Source organism: Mycolicibacterium peregrinum (assembly GCF_001665625.1).
Taxonomy (GTDB): domain Bacteria; phylum Actinomycetota; class Actinomycetes; order Mycobacteriales; family Mycobacteriaceae; genus Mycobacterium; species Mycobacterium peregrinum_B.
The window spans coordinates 25579-47497 of record NZ_LZSY01000017.1 but is presented as its reverse complement, the minus strand read 5'-3'; the positions used below and the strand labels follow the sequence as shown (position 1 = coordinate 47497).

Genomic DNA, 21919 nt, shown 5'->3' with positions numbered 1-21919 from the left:
GCGGTCTGGTACTGAAACGCGTTGACGGGCAACGGCGGTGATATCCGGCCGATGTCTCGGCTACGCCATCGACGCCGGTGTCGCCCACACCTGTGAAGAGAGTGCGGCGTCACCGCGAACCGACATCGACGCCGGATGTCCGGTTCGCGCACGCACCGCCACCGCACGTGGCACACCCGACCGTGGCGCGTACACACGGCGTCGTGGCACCCTCATCCCCGACCAGTGCGGGAACCAACCCCGCCCCGCACCGGTCGGGGTGGCTCAAGTCCATTTCCCGCGGTGGCTCCCGGATTCGCCCGAAAGCCCGGGGGTCACCGCCCCACACCTGTGAGGGAGCATCGATGGGGTGCGCCCAGACCGATCCCTACCGGGTGTTGGGCGTGTCGCCGGCGGCCACCCAAGCCGAGATCACCCACGCCTACCGCACCCGGCTACGCGCCCAGCATCCCGACACGCGCCCGGCATCCTCCCCACACACCGCCGATCAACAGCTGCAAGCGCTACTGGCTGCCTATGCCCTGCTGCGCGACCCCGCTCGACGCGCCGACTACGACCGCGCCACCGCCCGTACCACCACACCAGCGCAATCCACCCCCGGCGACCGCTCCACCACAGGCCCTGTGGGGATTCCGGTGACCCACCGGCACACTCCCGCTGCTGCAAACAACCCGGTGCCCCCATTGCAGGCCGGGCCTGTGCGCTATCACCGCTAACCCATTGCGCCAACCGAATACCCACCCACAGGCAGTGGGGAGCCTTCACGATCACCACCTGCAGCAGCGCTGCGGGACCGACGACAACCCCACTGGCAGGGTATTCGCGGTGGCGAACGGTGACGAATCGGCGAAACTGGCCGAAACGCTCGGCGCCGCTGTGGTTTCCAGCGCGGATACAGAGTGGACGAACACCGCCCTGATCAAGGATCCGCAAGGCGCGCCGTTGGTCCTGAGCCAATTCATCCCGCCGCCGGGCTGATCACCGAACGGTGCCGGGTGCGCATGGTCAGCACCGCCGCTGCGATGAGGACTTCCGCCAGCGCCAGCAGTGTCGCGGTCGACATCATCGCCGAGGCCTGGGCGGGGGCCGTGACGCCATGGTGATGCATGGGCATCGGGGTGTGCAGCGCGATCATCGCGAGGCTCATCAGCGCGATCGTGCACCAGACGCCCGAGGTGCCACGCCGCCACAGATGACCGGCGCAGTACAGGCAACCGACGATCATCGCCGCGAGCACCGCAGCGGCCACCGGATTGGCAGTGGCGCCGAACATCGCCACATGCAGCCCGGCCGAACTCACGGCCAGAAGCGCACACGTGCGCCGCCCGAGAACACCGCAGGCTTGTGCAGCCGACATGACCACCATCGTCGCAGCAATCGCGGGCGACCGCTGCCGAAACCCGGGTGAGCTGCCAAAACACCGGTGCGTATTCGCCTCTCGCCGTAGCGTCTGCCGTATGACGAACTTCGCAGCCCGTCCCGCCCGGTCGCGACTGGCGATCGGCACATTTTTTCTCGCCGTCGCGCTGACAGCATGTTCGACGAACACCAACTCGACCGAAGCAACGACAAACCCGGACAGCGCCAAGGGCGAATCGGCACCGGGGCGGGTCGTGGTGATCACCACCGGCGGGACCATCGCGACAAGCACCGATGCCAACGGCGTGCGCCGTCCGACGGTCAGTGGATCCGACCTGGCGGCAGGCCTCGACGTCGAGGTCATGGATGTGATGAAGAAGGACAGTTCACAGCTCACCCCGGCCGATTGGGACGTGATCGGGGCGGCGGCCAGGAAGGCGGTGGCCGACGGGGCGTCCGGCGTGGTCATCACCCACGGCACCGACACGATGGAAGACACCGCGATGTGGCTGGACGTCACGTACAACGGGCCGGCGCCCATCGTGCTGACCGGGGCGCAGCGCAGCTCCGACGCCCCGGATGCCGACGGGCCGACCAACCTGCGAGACGCACTCACCGTCGCCTCCAGTCCCACCGCCCGCGATCAGGGCGTGATGATCATGTTCGCCGGGGACGTCTTCCAGGCATTGGGGACCCACAAGGTGAACACCCAGGATCTCCACGCGTTCGGCGGCACCCCACCGATCGGGTCCGTCGCCGACAACACCTTCACACTGGACCACCCCGCGCAGCGGCCGTTCCTCGGTGAGGTGCCTGCTATCAGCGCCCCGCGCGTCAACGTCGTCGCGGCCTACCCCGGTGACGGCCCCGGCCCCATCGATGCCGCGGTGGCCGCGGGAGCGCGCGGAATCGTCGTGGAGGCACTGGGATCCGGCAACGCGGGCGACGGCGTGGTCGACGCCGTACGCCGCCACGCACCGGCTGGGGTGTCCTTCGGAATCTCCAGCCGTGTCCCGACCGGGGACGTCATCGCCGAATACGGCCCCGGCGACGACATGGTGAAGGCCGGCGCGGTCATGGTCCCCCATCTTCGGCCGAGCCAGGCGCGGGTGCTGATCATGGCGGCACTGGCCACCGGCAAGCCGGTGGCCGAGGTGATCAAGCGGTGGGGCTGAGTTATCCCGGTTGTCCCGGGTCGAGCCCGAGCAGCTTGACACTCTCGTCGCGCATGTCGACCTTGCGGATCTTGCCGGTGACCGTCATCGGGAACTCTTCCACCACATGCACATAACGCGGGATCTTGTAGTGCGCCAGCTTGCCCGACGCGAATGCCCGCACCGCCTCGGCATCCACCGGCGCGCGGCCCGGCTTCATCCGGATCCACGCACAGATCTCCTCCCCGTACTTCGCATCGGGAACCCCGATCACCTGCGCATCGTCGATGTCAGGGTGGGTGTAGAGGAACTCCTCGATCTCGCGCGGGTACACGTTCTCCCCGCCGCGGATCACCATGTCCTTGATCCGGCCGACCACCGTGCAGTAGCCGTCCGCACGCATCACCGCCAGATCCCCGGTGTGCATCCACCCCTCGGAGTCAATGGCTTCGGCGGTCTTGGCCTCCTCATTCCAGTAGCCCAGCATCACCGAATACCCGCGGGTGCAGAACTCTCCGGACTGCCCGCGCTCGACGGTCTCACCGGTATCGGGGTCGACGATCTTGACCTCGAGGTGCGGATGGACCCGGCCGATGGTCGCGGTGCGACGCTCCAGATCGTCGTCGACCAGGGTCTGACACGACACCGGCGACGTCTCGGTCATGCCGTAACAGATGGCCACCTCGGCCATGTGCATGTCGGCCACCACCCGTTTCATCACCTCGACCGGGCACACCGAACCCGCCATGATCCCGGTGCGCAGCGAGGACAGGTCGAAACCGGCGAAGTCGGGATGACCGAGCATCGCGATGAACATCGTCGGCACGCCGTACAGCGCCGTGCACTGCTCGGATTCGACGGTGGCCAGGGTGATTCCAGGATCGAATCCGGGAGCGGGGATCACGATCGCCGCACCATGGGTCAACGCCCCGAGATTGCCCATCACCATGCCGAAGCAGTGATAGAACGGCACCGGGATGCACACCCGGTCACCGCGGTCGAAGTTGATCAGCCCGCCGACGAAGAACCCGTTGTTGAGGATGTTGCGATGGCTCAGCGTCGCTCCCTTGGGGAAACCCGTTGTCCCCGAGGTGTATTGGATATTGATCGGATCCGTGTTGGACAGCTGGGCGATCCGCGCGCGGAACTGCTCCTCGCTCACCTGCTCGGTATGCAGCTGGTCCCAATCCAGAGTGCCCAGAAAGATGATGTCCTTGAGCGCCGGGCAGTCGTCCTGCACCTCGGCGACCATGGTCACATAGTCGGAGGACTTGAACGCGGTGGCCGACACCAGGGTCCGAATGCCGGATTGCTTGAGTACGTAAGCCAGTTCGTGGGTGCGGTAGGCCGGGTTGATGTTGACCAGGATCGCCCCGATCTTGGCCGTCGCGAGCTGTAGCATCACCCACTCGGCGCAGTTGGGTGCCCAGATTCCGACGCGATCGCCCTTGGCCACACCCAGCGCCATCAACCCCCGGGCCACCGCGTCGGCCTCGGCGTCGAGTTCGGCATAGGTCCAGCGCCGTCCGGTGGCCACCTCGACCAGCGCTTCGGCGTCCGGCCCGGCCGCCACCATGCGCTCGAAGTTCGCCCCGATGGTCTCTTCGAGCACGGGCACATCGGTAGGGCCGTGATCATAGGACTTCATCGCTGTGTTCATTCCACAAGATCCTCGTATCGGTATTCGGTGGAAATCGGTTGGCCCGCTTCGTGAGCCGCATCCTCGCGCTTGCGCAACTCGACGCGGCGGATCTTGCCCGAAACGGTCTTGGGCAGGTCGAAGAACTCGACCCGGCGCACCTTGAGATATGGCGCGAGGTGATCACGAGCGTAAGCCATCACATCTTTTGCCGTCTGCGCGTTGGCTTCCCAACCCTCGGCCAGCGCGACGTAGGCCTTGGGCACCGCGAGCCGGGTGTCGTCGGGTTGTGGCACCACCGCGGCCTCGACCACCGCCGGATGCTCGATCAGCACGCTCTCAAGCTCGAACGGCGACACCTTGTAGTCGCTGGACTTGAACACGTCGTCGGTCCGGCCGATGTAGGTGATGTAGCCGTCCTCGTCGCGGCTGGCCACATCGCCGGTGTGGTAGTAACCGCCGGCCATCACGGCCTCATTGCGTTGCGGGTCACCGAGATACCCCGTCATCAGGTTGCGCGGACGCTGTGCCAGGTCCAGACAGATCTCCCCCTCCTCGGCAGGCGTACCGGTGATCGGGTCCACCAGCACCACCGGCACGCCCGGCATCGGGCGGCCCATCGAGCCGGGTTTCACCAGCTGCCCCGGGGTGTTGCCGACCTGCAGAGTGGTCTCGGTCTGGCCGAACCCGTCGCGAATCGTCAGCCCCCACGCCTTTTCCACCTGGGCGATCACGTCCGGGTTCAACGGCTCACCGGCGCCGAGGATCTCGCGCAGCCCCTCGGGACGCTCCCCCAGGTCGGCCTGGATCAACATGCGCCACACCGTCGGCGGGGCACAGAACGTGTTGACCCCGGCCCGGCGCAACTGGTCCAGCAGCGCCACCGCATCGAAGCGCGCGTAGTTGTAGACGAAGATCGTCGCCTCGGCGATCCACGGCGCGAAGAAACAACTCCAGGCGTGTTTGGCCCAGCCCGGCGAGCTGATCGCCAGGTGCACATCGCCGGGCCTGACCCCGATCCAGGCCATCGTCGTCAGATGTCCGACGGAGTAGCTCACCTGGGAATGCTCGACCAGCTTCGGCTTGCTGGTGGTTCCGGACGTGAAGTAGATGAGCATCGGGTCGTCGACCGTGGTGCATACGTCGAACCGGCGCGGTGGCACGTCGTAGGCGTCGGCGTATCGGTGCCAGCCGGGCACCGGGGCGCCCACCGCGATCCGCACATAGTCACCGGGCACGTCGGCGAACTTGGCGGTGTCGGTGGGATTGGCGATGACGAACCGGGCGCCGCCGCGGGTGATGCGGTCGGCCAGATCCGCCGGGCCCAGCGCCCCGGTGGTCGGCATGATGACCGCGCCCAGCTTGGCGATGGCCAGCATGGCCTCCCACAACTCGACCTGATTGCCGAGCATCAACAGGACCCGGTCACCCTTGCCCACCCCGAGCCCGTGCAACCAGCCGGCGACACTGTCGGACCGCTGCGCCATCTCGGCAAACGTGACCTGCTGCTCGGAACCGTCCTCCTCGACGATCCACAGCGCTGTGCGGTCGTTGTCCCTGGCGATGGCGTCGAACCAGTCGATCGCCCAGTTGAAAGTGCCGGTGATCTGCGGCCAGGCGAATTCCTCGACGGCCCGCCCGTAGTCCCCGAGGGTGGCAACCAGCTGGTCACGGGCATCGCGGTAGCGACTGGTGTTGCTCGCAGCGACATTCATGACAGTTATGCTCTACGTCACACTCACCCCACCGCTACCCCCGAAAGTGGGTACCTGCAATGCGCCCCTCGCTGCTGCGGCCTCGTGACGCCGACGCGGTGCGCGCAGAGCTGCGCCGAATGGCCGCCGACACCGGCCTGCCGCTGGCCTTCGGCGGGCAGGTACACGAGGACACCCTGCTGCTCAGCGAGTTCTTCGGTACCCGCACCGGGGCGATGCGCGGGCTTGCGGTGCTGCCCCGCGCCGGGTTGGGCGGGGCCAGCGTGGTGTCTCGTCGCCCCATCTCGGTGCCCGACTACCGGCGCGCCTCGACCATCACCCACGACTACGACGCGCCGGTGTTGTCGGAGGGCATCCGCTCGATCCTGGCGGTGCCCGTGGTCGTCGACGGCCAGGCTCGGGCCGTGCTCTACGGCGCGCATCGCACCAGCGCCCCGATCGGCGGCCGCACCGCCGCCGCGATGGTGGCCTCGGCGCAGCGATTGAGTGAGGAACTACGGGTGCGCGACGAGGTGGACCGGCGGATGCGGATGCGCGAGGCGGCCCTGACCACCTTCGCCGACCGGCCAGCCGACACCGAGCAGATCCGCGAGGTGCACGCCGACCTGCGCCGGCTCGCCGCCGACACCCCCGACCTGGCCGGGCCGCTGCGCGAGCTCGCCGACCGGCTGGCAGTGGCACTGCGCGGCGACCCGCCTGCCAGCGCTCCCCTGACGGTCCGCGAGATCGACGTGCTCGCGCAGGTCGCCCTGGGTTGCACCAATGCCGAAGCTGCCCAGCGCCTTTCACTCAAGCCGGAGACGGTGAAGAGCTATCTGCGCAGCGCGGCGGCCAAACTCGGGGCGCGTAACCGCCACGAGGCGGTGTCCAAGGCCCGGCGGCTACGGCAGATTCCCTGAACCGTCGGATCGTCGGAAACACCTGCGTTGAAGATCGCGGTCACCAGGCGGCCACGATCTTCAGCGCAATACTCACCACAGCGCGCCACCCCACGCTGAGAGGATGGCCTACATGACCCTGAGTGACCCGTTGATCAAGCCGTTCCGCATCGCCATCCCCGACGCCGACCTCGAAGACCTCAAACAGCGACTGAACCGGACCCGCTGGCCTGAGGCCGAGTGCGTCGAGGACTGGACCCAGGGCATTCCGCTGGAGTACACGAAGGAACTGGCGGCCTACTGGGCCAACGAGTACGACTGGCGTGCCCGCGAGGCCGCACTGAACCGGTTCGACCACTTCACCACCGAGATCGACGGGCTGGACATCCATTTCATCCATCAGCGATCCGGACGCGAGGACGCGTTCCCGCTGCTGATCACCCACGGCTGGCCGGGATCCATCGTGGAATTCCACAAGGTGATCGAGCCGCTGACCGAGGCCGGATTCGACGTGGTGTGTCCGTCGCTGCCCGGTTACGGGTTCTCCGCCAAGCCCAGCGCGGCGGGGTGGGGCATCGAGAAGATCGCGCAGGCCTGGGACACCCTGATGACGCGGCTGGGCTACGACCGCTATGGCGCCCAGGGCGGTGACTGGGGTGCGGCGGTGACGACGCAGATCGGCCGCAACGTCGGCTCGTGCGTAGGCATTCACGTCAACATGCCGATCGCCCAGCCGCCGGCCGAGGGCATCGGCGAGATGACCGAGGACCTGCAGAAAGCACTGGCCCGCATCGACTATTACCGCAAATGGGATTCGGGCTACATGAAGCAGCAGTCCACGCGGCCGCAGACCGTCGGGTACGGGCTGGTGGACTCCCCCGTCGGTCAGCTCGCTTGGATCGTGGAGAAGTTCTGGTCCTGGATGGACTGCGACGGCAACCCCGAGAATGTGGTGTCCAAAGACGAGATGCTCGACAACGTGATGCTCTACTGGCTCACCGCATCGGCGGCATCCTCGGCTCGGCTGTACTGGGAGAGCCACAACACATGGGGCGGAGGCGAATACGTCAACCTGCCCACCGGAATCGCGTCGTTCCCGCTGGAGATCCTGCGCGCCCCGCGTAGCTGGTGCGAGACGGGCTACAACGTCACGCACTTCACCACGATGCCGCGCGGCGGTCATTTCGCGGCGTTCGAGCAGCCCGAGTTGTTCGTCGAGGATGTGAAGACCTTCTTCGACACCGTGCGCTGAGGTACTAGCGTCAGGGCATGGACCCATTGGTACATGCCCGTGCCGTGCAAGCCGTGATCTGGGGTATGCCCGCCGTCAACTTCGAACTGCTGCGTGAGGCGGCGGCGGGCCTCGGCGCCACCGACAACCAGGTGGTGTTCTGGTCGAAATTGCTGGACTGGAAGAACCAGACCCTGACCCCCAACCCCGACACCCTGTACTTCTTCCCGTTCTACAACACCCAGGACGGGCCCGTCGTGCTGGAAATCCCACCGGCAGAAGGCGGTTCGATCACCGGTTCAGTCGACAACAGCTGGCAGGAAGCGCTCGAAGACGTCGGACCGGCGGGGGCCGACAAGGGTGACGGCGCCAGGTACCTGATCCTGCCGCCCGGATTCGACGGCGCGATTCCCGACGGCTACATCGCGCTGCCGTCGGCGACGTACATGGGGTTCGGGGCGCTGCGGGCGAACATCGCGTCCAGCGCCGACGCCGACGTCGCCGCGGCTGCCGAGTACGGCAAGCGCATCAAGTGCTATCCGCTGACGCAACCCGGCCAGGGGGCCACGTTCGTCGACGCGTCGGAAACCTTGTACGACAGCACAATTCCCTACAATCTGCGATTCTTCGAACTGCTCGACCAGTTCGTGCAACGCGAGCCGTGGCTGCAGCGGGACCGGGTGATGATTTCGGTGCTGGCCTCGATCGGCATCGAGCAGGGCAAGCTGTTCGAACCGGACGACGAGTTGAAGGGAGTGCTCGAGGCGGCCGCCGCCGAGGCACACGAGTGGTTCGACGCCAACTATCCGCGCTTCTTCACCCCGCCGTACTTCGACGGGACCCACTGGGCCGTGCCCGCCTCACCCGAGGTGGTGCAGGGCATGCAGAACGGTTTCGCCGACCCGACCAGCTATCCCGTCGACGATCGCGGTCTGCTGTACTCGTTCATCTACTTCAGCGCCAAACACCTTGGCCAGGGCCAGTTCTATGTGATGACCATTGCCGACGCCAATGGTGAGGCCTTCGACGGCGCAGCCACCTACCGGTTACGGGTGCCTGCCGATCCACCGGTCTCGCTGTACTGGTCGGCGACGGCGTACGACCGCGCCACCCATGCCTTGATCCGGGATCAGCCGTACGGTAGCCGGTCGTCACACCGGCCCGATCTCGGCGTGAACCCCGACGGTTCCGTCGACGTGTATTTCGGCCCGGTCGCCCCAGAAGGCCGAGAGTCCAACTGGATCCCGACAAACCCGGACGGCCAGTTCGAGGTGTTGTTCCGGCTGTACGGGCCGAAACCAGCCCTGTTCGAAAAGTCCTGGGCACTGCCCGACATCGAAAAGCTGTAGCGGATCATGAAACGCCTGCAGTGGGTGGGCATCATCGTGATCGTCGCGGCGGTGGGGGCCGGCATGCTGTGGCTGTTGTGGCCGCAACCGCGACCCCCGATCGTCGCCGAAGCCACCGCAGGCCCGTACCTGGTGCGCTTGAAGGACGAGCCGCCCAAGGTGGGAGTCAGCCCACTCACCGTCGAGGTCCTGGGCAGCGCGGGCGAAACCCCGACCCCGGATTCAGTGCGGTTCGAACCACGCATGCCGCAAATCGGCCTGAGCGCGCCGGCCGTCGAGGCCACGCCCATCGGTAGAGACGACTACCGCGGCGTCATCGACCTGTCCACGCCGGGACGGTGGGACATCACGGTGCGCATCGGCTCGGGCCCGCAGAGCTACGACGCCGTCCTGCGCGTCACCGCCACGCGATAGCGCCTGTACGAGCAGACGTGAAAGTACCTTATTACCAATGATTTAGGGTACTTTTGCGTCTGCTCGCGGAAGGAAAGTAGGCCGGACGCTCAAGCCAGGGAATCCACCCAGGCCCGATGCAGCGCCGCATACGCCCCGTCGGCCCGGCCGATCAGCTCCGCCGGTGCCCCGTCCTCGATGATGCGGCCATGCTCGAGCACCAGCACCCGGTCGGCGATCTGCACCGTGGAGAGCCGGTGCGCGATCACCAGGGCGGTGCGATCGGCCAGCACGGTTTCCAACGCGCGCTGCACCATTCGCTCGCTCGGGATGTCCAGTGAGGACGTCGCCTCGTCCAGGATCAGCACAGCTGGGTCGGCCAGGAACGCCCGGGCGAAGGCCACCAGCTGACGCTGGCCCGCCGAGAGCCGGCCACCGCGCTTCGCCACGTCGGTGTCATATCCGTCGGGCAGCGCGTCGATGAAGCGGTCCGCACCGACCGCCGCGGCCGCCTCCCGAACCTGCGCGTCGGTGGCCTCGGGACGCCCGAAGCGGATGTTGTCGGCGACGGTCCCGGAGAACATGAAGTTCTCCTGGGTGACCATCACGACATGCCGGCGCAGTTCGGACTGGGCCAGCTCACGCAGGTCCACACCGTCGAGCGTCACCGAACCGGCTGTCGGGTCGTAGAACCGGGCGATCAACTTGGCGATGGTGGTCTTGCCCGCGCCGGTGGTGCCCACCAGCGCCACGGTCTGCCCAGCAGGCACCGCGAGCTCAAGCCCGGGCAACACCGGCCGGCCGGATGCGTACTCGAACTGCACATCGTGAAACCCGATGTCACCCTTGGGCTCCGACGGGGAGACCGGCTGCGCCGGATCCGCGATCGCGGGCTGTTGCGCCAGCACGCCTGCCAGCTTCTCCAACGCCGAGGACGCCGACTGGAAGGTGTTGAAGAACTGCGAGATCTCCTGCATCGGCTCGAAGAACATCCGCAGGTACAGCAGGAACGCGGTCAGCGTGCCGATGGTCATCTCACCGTGCAGCACGCGGTAGCCGCCGTAGAGCAGCACCACACCGGTCGTCAGGTTGCCGACCAGCTTGACCCCGGGCATGAAGACGGCCAGCAGCTTGAAGGTCTTCTCGTTGATGGCACGGTACTCGTCGGCGACGTCGTCGAAGATCTCCTGGTTACGCGGCTCGCGCCGATAGGCCTGCACGGCCTTGATACCCGTCATGGTCTCGACGAACTGCACGATCACCAGGGCCGCGCTCTCACGCACGAGCCGGTAGGTCTTACCCGACTCGTTGCGGAACCACCACACCAGGGCAACCAGGATCGGGAACGCCGCCAGGCACATCAGGCCCAGCCGCCAATCGAGCGCCACCAGCAGAACCGCCGTGCCGAACAACGTCAGCACCGCGGTGATCAGGCTGTCGAAGCCCGTTTCCAGCATGTCCTGGATGGCTTCGACGTCGTTGGTGGACCGGCTGACGACCCGGCCCGACGTGTAGCGATCGTGGAACGCCACATCGAGCCTGCCGAAATGGCGGAACACCCGGCGGCGTAACTCCAGCAGCACCCGCTGGCCGATGCGGCCGGAACGGCGCAGGAAGAACATTCGGCTGACCGCCTGCACGATCACCACCACGCACAGAGTGCCGACGACGAGCATCAGCTCACGGGCCGGGCCGCCCTCGAGAATCGGCGGGATGCCGTGGTCGATGCCGCGCTGCACCAGGATCGGAACCGACAGCCGGGCAGCGTTTTCCACGATGACCACCAGAGCCAGCGCCGCAACCGTCCAACGGTAGGGCCGCAGCAGTGACATGAGGAGCTCACGGGCCTCACGGCGCCGGGGCACGCTTTCGTCGATCGGGAGGTTGGACGTGCCGGAGCTGCCGGCTTGATCGTCGTCATCGGTGACCTGTCCGCGCCACTCGGTAGTCGTCATCGGCGCTGCACCTCCGCACCGAAACGCCCCGGCTCGCCCACTTCGTCGATGGCCGTGCGTTCATCGTGCCCGCGCTGCAGCCGGCCCAACTCCTCTTCGTCCTCCCATTCGCAGTTGCGCTCACACGCGTCGTCGAGTTGGTCATCGGCGGCCAGCAGGTAACGGTATTGCGGTACCTGCGCGAGCAATTGGGCGTGGGTACCGATGTGCGTGATGGTGCCGTCCTGCAGCAGCGCCACCTTGTCGGCCAGCAGCACGGTCGATGCCCGGTGCGCGACGATGATGCCCGTCACCCCGCGCAGTACCCGGCCCAGCGCCTCGGTCACGACGGCCTCGGTGTGCACGTCCAGGGCCGACAACGTGTCGTCGAGCACGAGGATCTTGGGTGCGGCCAGGATGGCGCGGGCCAGCGAAAGACGTTGGCGCTGACCACCCGACAGGCTCATGCCCTGCTCGCCGATCCGGGTGTCCAGGCCGAACGGCAGGTCATAGACGAACTGCGCCGCCGCGATCTCGACGGCCTGCGCCAGCTGCTCGTCGGTGGCATCTGCCCGGCCGAGCCGTAGGTTTTCCGCCACCGACATCGAGAACAGCGTCGGATCCTCGAACGCCGTGGCCACGGTCTGCCGCAGCGCCTGCAGGCTCAGCTCGCGGATATCGCGGCCGTCGATCAGGATCTGACCTTCGGTGACGTCATAGAGCCGCGAGAACAACGCGGCCAGTACCGATTTGCCCGAGCCGGTCGCGCCGACCAGCGCCAGCGTCTGCCCCGGCTCCACCACGGCATCGACATGGCGTAGGGCCCATTCATGATCCCCGTCGGGAAACTTGAAGCCCACATCACGCAGCTCCAGCCGGCCACCGCGCGGCGGCTGCGACACCGGGCCGTCGGCGATGTCGACCGGGGCGTCGAAGATCTCGGCGATCCGGTTGGCCGCGGTGAACGACTCCTGCGTCATCGACAACAGAAAGCCCAGCGACGCGATGGGCCACACCAGCGACAGCATCATCGTGATGAACGCGACCAGGGTGCCCATCGTGACGTGGCCATGGCCCGCCGCGTACGCACCGAAACCCAGCACCACGATCAGCGTGAGGTTGGGGATGACCTCAAGCAGCGTCCAGAACTTCGCCGAGACGGTCACCCTCGCGAACTGGGTGTCATAGAGCTGCGTGGCCTGCTCGTCGAACCGGTCGAACACATAATCCTCACGGCCGAACGCCTTGACCACCCGCAGCCCGAGCGCAGCCTCCTCGACATGGGTCGCCACGTGGCCGGTCTGGTCCTGCGCGAGCCGCGACAACCGGGTGTACTCCCGCTCGAAATGCAGCACGGTCAGCGTGATCGGCACGATGGACACCAACACCACCACACCGAGCGGCCAGTACATGGCCAGCAGGATCGACGTCACCACCACGATCTGCAGGGCGTTGAGGATCAGGAACACCAGCCCGAAGGACAGGAACCGGCGGATCGTGGACAGGTCGTTCATCACCCGCGACAGCAGCTGCCCCGACTGCCAGCGGCTGTGGAAACTCATGGGCAGAATCTGCAGCCGGGCGTAGAGATCCTTGCGGATGTCGGCCTCGACACCCATGGTCGCGCGGGCGACCATCCAGCGCCGGATGAACCACAGCACCGCCTCGGAGATTCCGACCGCGACGGCGGCCGAACCCAGCACCCACAGCCCGTGTTGATCCTGGTGACGGACCGGACCGTCGATCACGGCCTTGGTCATCAGCGGAATCGCCACCGTGGCAGCCAGGCTGACCACTGCGACCACGACCATCACGATCCAACGGGCCCGGTATGGCAACAAGTAGGGCAACAGCCGCCACAGATCTGAACTGGTCCGGATCCGCTTCGGAGACGGGGCGATCGCGGGTTGGCTCACTGAATCAATCTTCCCATCACGGGCAAACGAATAACCTCACGCAGCGGGAACCTCCTCGGAGAACTGCGTGTCGTACAACTCGGCGTACCGGCCGGCGCGGGCCAACAGATCGCGGTGGGTGCCGCGTTCGACGATGCGCCCGTCCTCGATGACCAGGATGAGATCGGCGGCCCGGACCGTGGACAACCGGTGGGCGATGACGATCGAGGTGCGGCCGTCCAGTGCCTCGGCCAGGGCTTGTTGCACGGCGGCCTCCGAGGCCGAGTCCAGCGACGCCGTCGCCTCATCGAGCACCACCACCCGGGATCGTCCCAACAGCAGCCGAGCGATGGTCAACCGCTGCCGCTGCCCTCCGGACAGACGGTATCCGCGCTCACCGACAACCGTGTCCAAGCCGTCGGGCATCGCCGCGACCACGTCGTCGAGCCGGGCCCGGCGCAGCGCGTCCCACAATTCGTCCTCGCCGGCCGATGGCGCGGCCAGCAGCAGATTCGACCGGATCGACTCGTGGAACAGGTGCCCGTCCTGGGTCACCATGCCCACGGTGTCCTTGAGCGACGCGAACGTCACGTCGCGCACATCGGTGCCGTTCAGCGTGATGGATCCGGAGTCGACGTCGTAGAGCCGGGCCAGCAGCGACGCGATGGTCGACTTGCCCGCGCCCGACGAACCGACCAGCGCCACCATCTGCCCGGGCTCCGCGGTGAACGAAATGCCGTGCAGCACCTCGTCCCCACCGCGCTCGTCCAGGGCAGCCACCTCCTCCAGCGAGGCCAGCGACACCTTGTCCGCGGACGGGTAGGAGAACCGGACGTCTTTGAATTCAACGGAGGTCGAGATTCCGTCTTCCCCGTCCGGCACCGCAACAGCATCGGGTTCCTCGGCGATCAACGGCACCAGATCGAGCACCTCGAAGACCCGCTCGAACGACACCAGCGCACTGGCGATCTCGACCCGCGCATTGGCCAGCGCGGTGAGCGGCGCATACAGCCGGGTCAGCAGCAGCGCCAGCGACACGACCGCACCGGCCTGCAGCTGCCCGCCGATCGCCAGCACCCCGCCCAGCCCGTAGACCAGGGCGAGGGCCAGCGCCGACATCAGGGTCAGCGAGTTCATGAACGTCGACTGCAGCATCGCCGTGCGCACGCCGATGTCACGCACCCGGTCGGCGCGCACCGCGAACTCATCTGACTCGCGTTCCGGGCTGCCGAACAGCTTGACCAGGGTGGCACCCGGGGCGGAGAACCGCTCGGTCATCTGGGTGTTCATCGTCGCGTTGTGGGTGGCAGCCTCCCTCGACAGCCCGGCCATCCGGGTACCGATCCGACGCGCGGGCAGCACGAACAACGGCAGCAGGGCCAACGACAGCAGCGTGATCTGCCACGAGATGCTGAGCATCACCACCAGCGTCAGCGTCAGTGTCACCAGGTTCGCCACGATGCCCGACAGCGTGTCGGAGAACGCGCGCTGCGCCCCGATCACGTCGTTGCCCAACCGGCTCACCAGGGCTCCCGTGCGGGTGCGGGTGAAGAACGCCACCGGCATCCGCTGCACATGGTCGAACACCGCCGTGCGCAGGTCCAGGATCAGACCCTCGCCGATGTTCGACGACAACCACCTGGTCAACAGGGCCACCGCGGCCTCGGCGACGGCGATCGCGGCGATGGTGCCGGCCAGCAGCATCACCGTCGACGCCGGGCCGCCTTGCGTGATCACGTCCACCACGCGGCCGGCCAAGACCGGCGTCGTCACCGTCAGCAGCGCACTGACCACACTGATCGCAACAAACCAGCCCAACCTGCGGTGGTGGCGTGCAGCGAACCGCCAGATCCGGGACAACAACCTCCGGTCGGCCAGTGCGCGCAGGTCACCGTCGCGGGCATGCGTCTGCCGATACAGCGCCTGTCTGGCCACTGTTTCCATACTCATAGGCATCACCGTAGAACCTGAACAATTGTTGAGGTCAAAAACATCCCCGAGGACTTCCCTGGGAGCCTGCGCGATCGGTGGTACTTCATCGGGCAAGATGGCGGGCATGGATAGCGCTACCGGTGGCACAGCTTCGCCCCGGGTCCTCGTCGTAGACGACGACCCCGACGTGCTCGCCTCGCTGGAACGCGGGCTGCGGCTGTCCGGGTTCACCGTATCGACGGCCGTGGACGGGGCCGAGGCGCTGCGCAGCGCCACCGAGACCCGGCCCGACGCGATCGTGCTCGACATCAACATGCCCGTGCTCGACGGCGTGAGCGTGGTGACCGCACTGCGCGCGATGGACAACGACGTCCCCGTCTGCGTCCTTTCGGCCCGCAGCAGCGTCGACGACCGCGTCGCCGGCCTCGAAGCCGGCGCCGATGACTACCTGGTCAAACCGTTCGTGCTGCAAGAGCTGGTCGCCCGGGTCAAGGCCTTGCTGCGGCGGCGCGGCGCCTCGGCCACCTTCTCGTCCGAGACCATCCAGGTCGGCCCGCTCGAGGTAGACATCCCGGGCCGGCGCGCCCGGGTCAACGGTGTGGACGTGGACCTGACCAAACGCGAGTTCGACCTTCTGGCCGTCCTGGCCGAGCACAAGACCGCGGTGCTCTCCCGGGCCCAGTTGCTGGAACTGGTCTGGGGATACGACTTCGCCGCCGACACCAACGTCGTCGACGTGTTCATCGGGTACCTACGCCGCAAACTCGAAGCCGGGGGCGCGCCCCGGCTGCTGCACACCGTCCGCGGGGTCGGCTTCGTGCTCAGGACCCAGTAGCCCCCGGGTAATCATGAGACCGCTGACCCGGATCTTCCGCCGCACCCCCTCGCTGCGGACCCGGGTCGCGTTCGCCACCGCCATCGGCGCGGCCATCGTCGTCGTCATCGTCGGCACCATCGTGTGGGTCGGCATCACCAACGACCGCAAGGAACGGCTGGACCGGCGTCTCGACGAGGCCGCCGGCTTCGCCATCCCCTTCCTGCCCCGCGGGCTCGGTGAGATCCCCCGCTCCCCCAGCGATCAGGACGCGGTCATCACCGTGCGCCAGGCCGGAAACGTCTCGTCGAACTCGAACGTGGTCCTGCCCGAGCTGCCCGACGGCTATGCCGACACCTACATCGACGGTGTGCGCTGGCGGGTCCGCACCGTGCAGATCCCCGCCCCCGGCCCCATGTGGGTGGCCGTCGGCGCGACCTACGACGCCACCATCGCCGACACCAACAACCTGCATCGCCGGGTGCTCATCATCTGCGTGTTCGCCGTCGGCGCCGCCACCGTGCTGGGCTGGGTGCTGGCCGCATTCGCGGTCCGACCGCTCAAACGGCTGGCCGAGCAGACCCGCGAGATCGAGGCCGGCGACGAGGCTCCCGACGTCGAAGTCCGTGGCGCCAGCGAGGCCGTCGAGATCGCCGACGCCGTCAACGGCATGCTGCAACGCATCTGGAAAGAGCAGGACCGCACCAAGGCCGCGTTGACCTCGGCCCGCGACTTCGCCTCGGTGTCCGCCCACGAGCTGCGCACCCCGCTCACCGCGATGCGCACCAACCTGGAGGTCCTGTCCACCCTCGACCTCGCCGACGACCAGCGCAAGGAAGTGGTCAGCGATGTCATCCGCACCCAGTCACGGATCGAGGCCACCCTCGGCGCCCTGGAACGGCTCGCGCAGGGCGAGCTGACCACCACCGACGATCACGTCACCGTCGACATCACCGAACTGCTCGACCGCGCCGCCCACGACGCCATGCGCGTCTACCCCGACCTCGAGGTGTCGCTGGCGCCGTCACCGACCGTCATCATCATCGGGCTGCCTACCGGGCTGCGGCTGGCCGTGGACAACGCGATCGCCAACGCCGTGAAGCACGGCGGCGCCACCCGCGTGCAGCTGTCGGCGGTGAGCTCACGCGAGGGTGTGGAGATCGCGGTCGACGACGACGGCGTGGGGGTGCCCGAGGAGGAACGCGAAATGGTGTTCGACCGCTTCTCCCGAGGGTCGACTGCATCGCGGTTGGGTTCCGGTCTCGGACTGGCCCTCGTGGCGCAGCAGGCCGAATTACACGGCGGCACCGCCACTCTGGAATCGAGCCCACTGGGCGGCGCGCGACTGTTGTTACGCCTGCCCGGTCCGCACTAGTTTCCCGCGAGTAGTCTCCCGCGAGCAGACACAAAACTGCCCCAAATCCGTTGATTTGGGGCAGTTTTGCGTCTGCTCGGCGAGAGGGTTACTTCTTCTCGCGCTGGGACTTACCGCTGTCCCACCGGTTGAAGCCCGCCTTCTCGGCGGATTCCACGTCGGCGAACCAGATCTCGGCGATGGTCACCGAGTAGGACGGGCTCTCCGGCGAGTGATAGAGCATCGAGTCCTCGTTGCCCTTGATCAGATAACCCGTCGGCGTGCCCGCACCCGAGACCCGGACCGAGCCGGCACCGTACGGCGTCTCCTCGACGACCTTGACGTCGTCATCGGCCGCCTCGTGGGCGCCGCCACCGGAGGCGAACTTGGCCGCCCCTGCGGCGCCGGCTGCCGCCGCACCCGCCGCCGCGGCACCAGCGCTGGTGACCCTGGGCAGCTTCGTGGTGGGCTCGTCTCCCGAACCGACCTTGGGCAGCTTGGTCGTCGCGTCATCGGCGACAGCCGTTGCACCAGCTGCAGTTCCGCCGGTGGCCGCGGCCTTGGTAGCGGTGCCCCCGCCGGTCGCCCCGGCGTCGGGACGTCGGCCGAGAGCGCCGTACACCGGCACCTCCCGCTTCACCCGACGCAAGGTCAGCGCGAGCGTCAATACCAGCCCGAGCACGAAGGCCAGAGCCATCAACCACCAGTTCACATCGCTCATCGTCATGCTCCAATCTCGCGTGAGCCGGGAAGTTCGGCGAACGCCTCTTCCTCACTGGTGGGCTTGACGGTCACGACCGAGATCAACCAGGCCACCAATGACCCCACCACGAACGCGAGCAGATACCACAACCATTGGATTACGAAGTCCATGTCGAATCTCCCTAGTTGACCGTGATCTCGACGCGGCGGTTCTGCGCCTTGCCTTCGGGGGTGTTATTGCTGGCAATCGGATTCGCCGAACCCGCGCCCGACGACCTCACGTGATCGGCTGCCAGACCCTGCGAAACCAGATAGTCGGCAACAGCTTTCGCGCGGTTACCGCTCAGCGGGACGTTGATGGCGTCATTGCCCGAGCTGTCGGTGTAACCGGTGACAACCACCTGCGCGCCCGCACAGGACTTGAGTTTGTCGGCCACCTGCGACAACAACTGCTGCGAGGCCGGCGCCAGAACGAACCCATCGGTGCTGAAGTTGATCGGGGTGCGCAACAGTGCACTCACATCGCCCTGCAGGACTGCGCAGGGTCCGGGCGTACCTCCCTGAGTTCCCGGTGCACCCGGAGCTGCAGGCGCCGGAGGCGCAGGGGCAGCCGGGGCCGCAGCGACCTGAATGTTGTTGACGAGCTTGATGTTCGGCCATGCCGACTTGGCAGCAGCCTCCACCGCGTCGCGCACCTGCGCCGATGGCGCGGTACCGGTCAGGGTCAACGTGTCACCGTCGACGCTGAAGTTGAAATCCGGAATGCCCTCGGCTGCGGCGTCGAACACCTTGCCCAGCGCCGCGACATCGGGGGTACTCACACCCGCGCGCAGATTCAGGTTGTCGATCAGATTGACGTCCGCACCGAACTTTCCGCGCAGCCAGTCCAGTAGCGAGGCCTTGGCATTCGCATCGGGCAGATCACCGGTGAGGGTGAAATCGTTGCCGTTACGCGCGATCGACAACGGTGCGAACGAAAGGTTGGGCAAATTGACGTTGGGCGCGTTGACGTCCGGGGCATTGACGTCCGGAGCGGTCATTGTCGCCGTGGGATTGACATCGGGAAGACTGAGATCGGAGTTCTTGTGTGAGCGGTCGAGCCCGCCCCATCCGATCAGCCCCAGCAACAATGGAACTGCCGCCAGCGCCAACAACCAACCCAACCCGGGTGGTCGCCGATATAACTTGGAGGCTGTTTGCCAGCCTGTGATTGTCCGAGATTCGTCCGAACCCGACATTTGGGAACTCCTGAAGTCGACGAACAGTTATCGATAGCAACGAAACAGGTTGACGTTAGCAGCAAATCGAATTCGATGGTTAGGTTCGGCTAATACTGACCGAACCCACCGCGACGTCAGCGAGTGGCGAGCAGATCGATGACGAAGATCAGCGTCTTTCCCGAAAGCCGATGCCCTGATCCCTCCGGACCGTAGGCCTGGGCCGGCGGAATGACGAGCTGGCGGCGACCACCCACCCGCATCCCGGGAATTCCGTCCTGCCAGCCCTGAATTAGGCCCCGCAACGGAAACTCAATGGATTCTCCACGATTCCATGAGCTGTCGAACTCCTCACCGGAGTCGTATTCGACGCCCACATAGTGCACCTCGACAGTGCCACCGGGCACTGCCTCGGCGCCGTCGCCCACCACCAGATCCTTGATCACCAATTCGGTAGGGGCAGGTCCGTCCGGAAACTCGATCTCAGGTTTTGTACTCACCAGATCAACGGTAGTCGGGCAGACTGGTTGTGTGGCCAAAGATCAGGACATCCTCGCCGAAGTTCACCGGCTCGTTGCCGAAGAGCAGGAGCTCCGGTCGAAACTGCAGCGCCGGGAAATAGACGAATCCGAAGAGCAACAACGACTGAGATCGCTGGAAGTCGCCCTCGACCAGTGTTGGGACCTGCTGCGGCAGCGCCGCGCGCTCCGCGAGACCGGGCAGGATCCCGGGCTGGCCCACCCCCGTGGGGCCGACGAGGTCGAAGGTTACAAGGGCTGACCGGACGGGTATGACGTGACCGAAGGCACGTTGGACGCCGTCATCGTCGGCGGCGGGCACAACGGCTTGGTGGCTGCTGCGTATCTGGCCCGCGCCGGGCGCCGGGTGCAGGTACTCGAACGCAGCGACCACGTCGGTGGGGCGGCAGTGTCGGCGCACGCCTTCGATGGTGTGGATGCGCGGCTCTCGCGGTACTCGTATCTGGTCAGCCTGCTGCCGCAGCGCATCATCACCGATCTGGGTGCCCGGATCCGGTTGTCACGGCGCCGATACTCCTCCTACACACCAGATCCGGTCACGGGCGGGGCCACCGGCCTGCTGATCGGTCCGCAGTCGACGTTCGACGCGATCGGCGCAGCCGACGACGCAGCCGCGTTCGATGCGTTCTACCGCCGCTGCAGGCTGGTCACCACCCGCATCTGGCCGACGCTGCTGCAGCCGCTGCGCACCCGGTCACAGATGCGCGGGGAGGTGCTCAGCGCACAGGACACCGAAAGCGCCGCGGCCTGGCAGGCGCTGATCGAACAGCCCATCGGCGACGCGATCAGCGCCGCGGTATCGCACGATCTGGTGCGCGGCGTGATGGCCACCGACGCCCTGATCGGCACCTTCGCCGCCGTCGACGATCCGTCGCTGATGCAGAACGTGTGCTTCCTCTACCACCTGATCGGAGGCGGCACCGGCGACTGGGATGTACCGGTGGGCGGGATGGGCGCGGTCACCGGGGCTCTGGCCGCCGCCGCGGCCGGCCATGGTGCCGAAATCGTCACCGGCGCAGACGTTTACGCGGTCACCCCGGACGGCGAGGTGTGCTACCGGCACGCTGGATCAGCGCGACGGGTGCATGCCGAGCGGGTACTGGCCAATGTCACCCCGGCGGTGCTGGCCGAGCTGCTCGGCGAGCCGGCACCCGATTCCGCCCCAGGCGCGCAGGTGAAGGTCAACCTGATGCTGCGCCGACTCCCCCGACTCCGCGACGAACGCGTCACGCCCGAGCAGGCATTCGGCGGTACGTTCCACATCAACGAGACGTTCAGCCAACTGGCCGGGGCCTATGCGACCGCCGCCACCGGGCGCGTTCCCGACCCCCTGCCGTGCGAGATCTACTGCCACTCCCTGACCGATCCCAGCATCCTGTCCGAGGACCTGCAGACCTCGGGTGCGCACACGCTGACGGTCTTCGGTCTGCACACCCCGCATTCACTGACACTGAGGGATCCCGACCGGATGCGGGACCGACTGACCTCGGCGGTGCTCAACTCGCTCAATTCGGTTCTGGCCGAACCGATCCAGGACGTCCTGATGGAGGACGCCGCCGGCCGGCTGTGCATCGAGGCCAAGACCACCGCCGACCTGGAACAAGCCCTGGGAATGACCGCGGGCAACATCTTCCACGGAGCGCTGCGCTGGCCGTTCGTCGAGGACGAGGCCACGTTGGAAACGCCGGCGCAGCGCTGGGGTGTGGCCACGGCTCACGAGCGGATCCTGTTGTGCGGCTCGGGATCGGTGCGCGGCGGCGCGGTCTCGGGAATCGGCGGGCACAACGCCGCGATGGCGGTCCTCGAAGGCTGAC

The 21919-nt window shown here is 66.9% G+C and carries 21 protein-coding genes; 11 read left to right on the top strand and 10 right to left on the bottom strand.

Features of this window, described 5'->3' with window-relative positions; all coding sequences use genetic code 11:
- Window positions 1-344 precede the first annotated feature (344 nt).
- Window positions 345-716, top strand: coding sequence for a J domain-containing protein (locus A5779_RS02240; RefSeq protein ID WP_064878500.1), 372 nt, complete (start codon window positions 345-347; stop codon window positions 714-716).
- 34 nt (window positions 717-750) lie between these two features.
- Window positions 751-978: a hypothetical protein gene (locus A5779_RS02235; RefSeq protein WP_064878499.1), complete on the top strand. Its 228-nt coding sequence runs from the start codon at window positions 751-753 to the stop codon at window positions 976-978.
- Here A5779_RS02235 and A5779_RS02230 read toward each other — a convergent pair.
- Window positions 959-1357, bottom strand: coding sequence for a hypothetical protein (locus A5779_RS02230; RefSeq protein WP_064878506.1), 399 nt, complete (start codon window positions 1355-1357; stop codon window positions 959-961). The two genes, A5779_RS02235 and A5779_RS02230, sit on opposite strands and share 20 nt — an antisense overlap.
- Before the next feature lie 100 nt (window positions 1358-1457).
- Between A5779_RS02230 and A5779_RS02225 the strand changes: the two genes are divergently transcribed.
- Window positions 1458-2534, top strand: coding sequence for an asparaginase (locus A5779_RS02225; protein ID WP_110776800.1), 1077 nt, complete (start codon window positions 1458-1460; stop codon window positions 2532-2534).
- A gap of 1 nt (window position 2535) precedes the next feature.
- On the opposite strand, the gene A5779_RS02220 is transcribed toward A5779_RS02225, so the two are convergent.
- Entirely contained in the window at window positions 2536-4161 is a 1626-nt protein-coding gene (locus A5779_RS02220) for an AMP-binding protein (protein WP_064878502.1), read from the bottom strand.
- Window positions 4162-4169: 8 nt separating this feature from the next.
- Window positions 4170-5867 (bottom strand): AMP-binding protein, encoded by a 1698-nt coding sequence (locus A5779_RS02215; RefSeq protein WP_064878497.1) that lies wholly within the window; start codon window positions 5865-5867, stop codon window positions 4170-4172.
- 59 nt (window positions 5868-5926) lie between these two features.
- On the opposite strand from A5779_RS02215, the gene A5779_RS02210 reads away from it, so the two are divergent.
- From A5779_RS02210 to A5779_RS02195, 4 genes are all read left to right on the top strand, one after another.
- Window positions 5927-6766, top strand: a complete 840-nt coding sequence (locus A5779_RS02210; protein WP_064878495.1) for a LuxR C-terminal-related transcriptional regulator — start codon at window positions 5927-5929, stop codon at window positions 6764-6766.
- Between the two features lie 112 nt (window positions 6767-6878).
- Window positions 6879-7997 carry an epoxide hydrolase family protein gene (locus tag A5779_RS02205; protein WP_165609735.1) on the top strand — a complete coding sequence of 373 codons (1119 nt, stop codon included), beginning with the start codon at window positions 6879-6881 and terminating at the stop codon, window positions 7995-7997.
- Between the two features lie 17 nt (window positions 7998-8014).
- A complete protein-coding gene (locus tag A5779_RS02200; RefSeq protein WP_064878491.1) occupies window positions 8015-9325 on the top strand; it encodes a DUF1214 domain-containing protein in 1311 nt (436 codons plus the stop codon).
- Window positions 9326-9331: 6 nt separating this feature from the next.
- The gene (locus A5779_RS02195) at window positions 9332-9739 is read left to right on the top strand and encodes a FixH family protein (RefSeq protein ID WP_064878489.1); all 408 of its coding nucleotides are present in this window, start codon (window positions 9332-9334) and stop codon (window positions 9737-9739) included.
- Window positions 9740-9828: 89 nt separating this feature from the next.
- Here the strand turns inward: A5779_RS02195 and A5779_RS02190 are convergent, their stop codons facing one another.
- The 3 genes from A5779_RS02190 to A5779_RS02180 are packed head-to-tail and all read right to left on the bottom strand — an operon-like array spanning window position 9829 to window position 15497.
- On the bottom strand, window positions 9829-11673 hold the full coding sequence (locus tag A5779_RS02190; protein WP_064878487.1) for an ABC transporter ATP-binding protein: 1845 nt from the start codon (window positions 11671-11673) through the stop codon (window positions 9829-9831).
- Window positions 11670-13568 (bottom strand): ABC transporter ATP-binding protein, encoded by a 1899-nt coding sequence (locus tag A5779_RS02185; protein WP_207549012.1) that lies wholly within the window; start codon window positions 13566-13568, stop codon window positions 11670-11672. Before A5779_RS02185 ends, A5779_RS02190 begins: the two co-directional genes overlap by 4 nt.
- Before the next feature lie 36 nt (window positions 13569-13604).
- Complete coding sequence (locus A5779_RS02180) at window positions 13605-15497, bottom strand: ABC transporter ATP-binding protein (protein ID WP_064878483.1); 1893 nt, start codon at window positions 15495-15497, stop codon at window positions 13605-13607.
- A 97-nt stretch (window positions 15498-15594) separates the two neighbouring features.
- Between A5779_RS02180 and prrA the strand changes: the two genes are divergently transcribed.
- Both prrA and A5779_RS02170 read left to right on the top strand, forming a co-directional pair.
- Complete coding sequence (gene prrA / locus A5779_RS02175) at window positions 15595-16314, top strand: two-component system response regulator PrrA (protein WP_082449097.1); 720 nt, start codon at window positions 15595-15597, stop codon at window positions 16312-16314.
- A gap of 13 nt (window positions 16315-16327) precedes the next feature.
- The gene (locus A5779_RS02170; RefSeq protein ID WP_064878480.1) at window positions 16328-17668 is read left to right on the top strand and encodes a sensor histidine kinase; all 1341 of its coding nucleotides are present in this window, start codon (window positions 16328-16330) and stop codon (window positions 17666-17668) included.
- An 88-nt stretch (window positions 17669-17756) separates the two neighbouring features.
- Here the strand turns inward: A5779_RS02170 and arfC are convergent, their stop codons facing one another.
- The 4 genes from arfC to A5779_RS02155 all read right to left on the bottom strand — a co-directional run bounded on the left by arfC (window position 17757) and on the right by A5779_RS02155 (window position 20066).
- Entirely contained in the window at window positions 17757-18374 is a 618-nt protein-coding gene (gene arfC, locus A5779_RS02165; RefSeq protein WP_131811552.1) for a channel accessory protein ArfC, sunset domain variant, read from the bottom strand.
- On the bottom strand, window positions 18371-18520 hold the full coding sequence (gene arfB, locus A5779_RS33950) for a channel accessory protein ArfB (RefSeq protein WP_003884620.1): 150 nt from the start codon (window positions 18518-18520) through the stop codon (window positions 18371-18373). The genes arfC and arfB overlap by 4 nt, the downstream gene beginning before the upstream one ends.
- A gap of 11 nt (window positions 18521-18531) precedes the next feature.
- A complete protein-coding gene (gene arfA, locus A5779_RS02160) occupies window positions 18532-19587 on the bottom strand; it encodes a channel-forming protein ArfA/OmpATb (protein WP_064878476.1) in 1056 nt (351 codons plus the stop codon).
- Between the two features lie 116 nt (window positions 19588-19703).
- A complete protein-coding gene (locus A5779_RS02155; protein ID WP_064878474.1) occupies window positions 19704-20066 on the bottom strand; it encodes an FKBP-type peptidyl-prolyl cis-trans isomerase in 363 nt (120 codons plus the stop codon).
- A gap of 31 nt (window positions 20067-20097) precedes the next feature.
- Here A5779_RS02155 and A5779_RS32720 point away from each other — a divergent pair, with 31 nt between their 5' ends.
- Together A5779_RS32720 and A5779_RS02145 are read left to right on the top strand one after the other, a co-directional pair.
- Complete coding sequence (locus A5779_RS32720; RefSeq protein WP_064936130.1) at window positions 20098-20346, top strand: DUF2630 family protein; 249 nt, start codon at window positions 20098-20100, stop codon at window positions 20344-20346.
- A 15-nt stretch (window positions 20347-20361) separates the two neighbouring features.
- Window positions 20362-21918 carry a phytoene desaturase family protein gene (locus tag A5779_RS02145; protein WP_064878470.1) on the top strand — a complete coding sequence of 519 codons (1557 nt, stop codon included), beginning with the start codon at window positions 20362-20364 and terminating at the stop codon, window positions 21916-21918.
- Window position 21919: the final 1 nt, after the last annotated feature.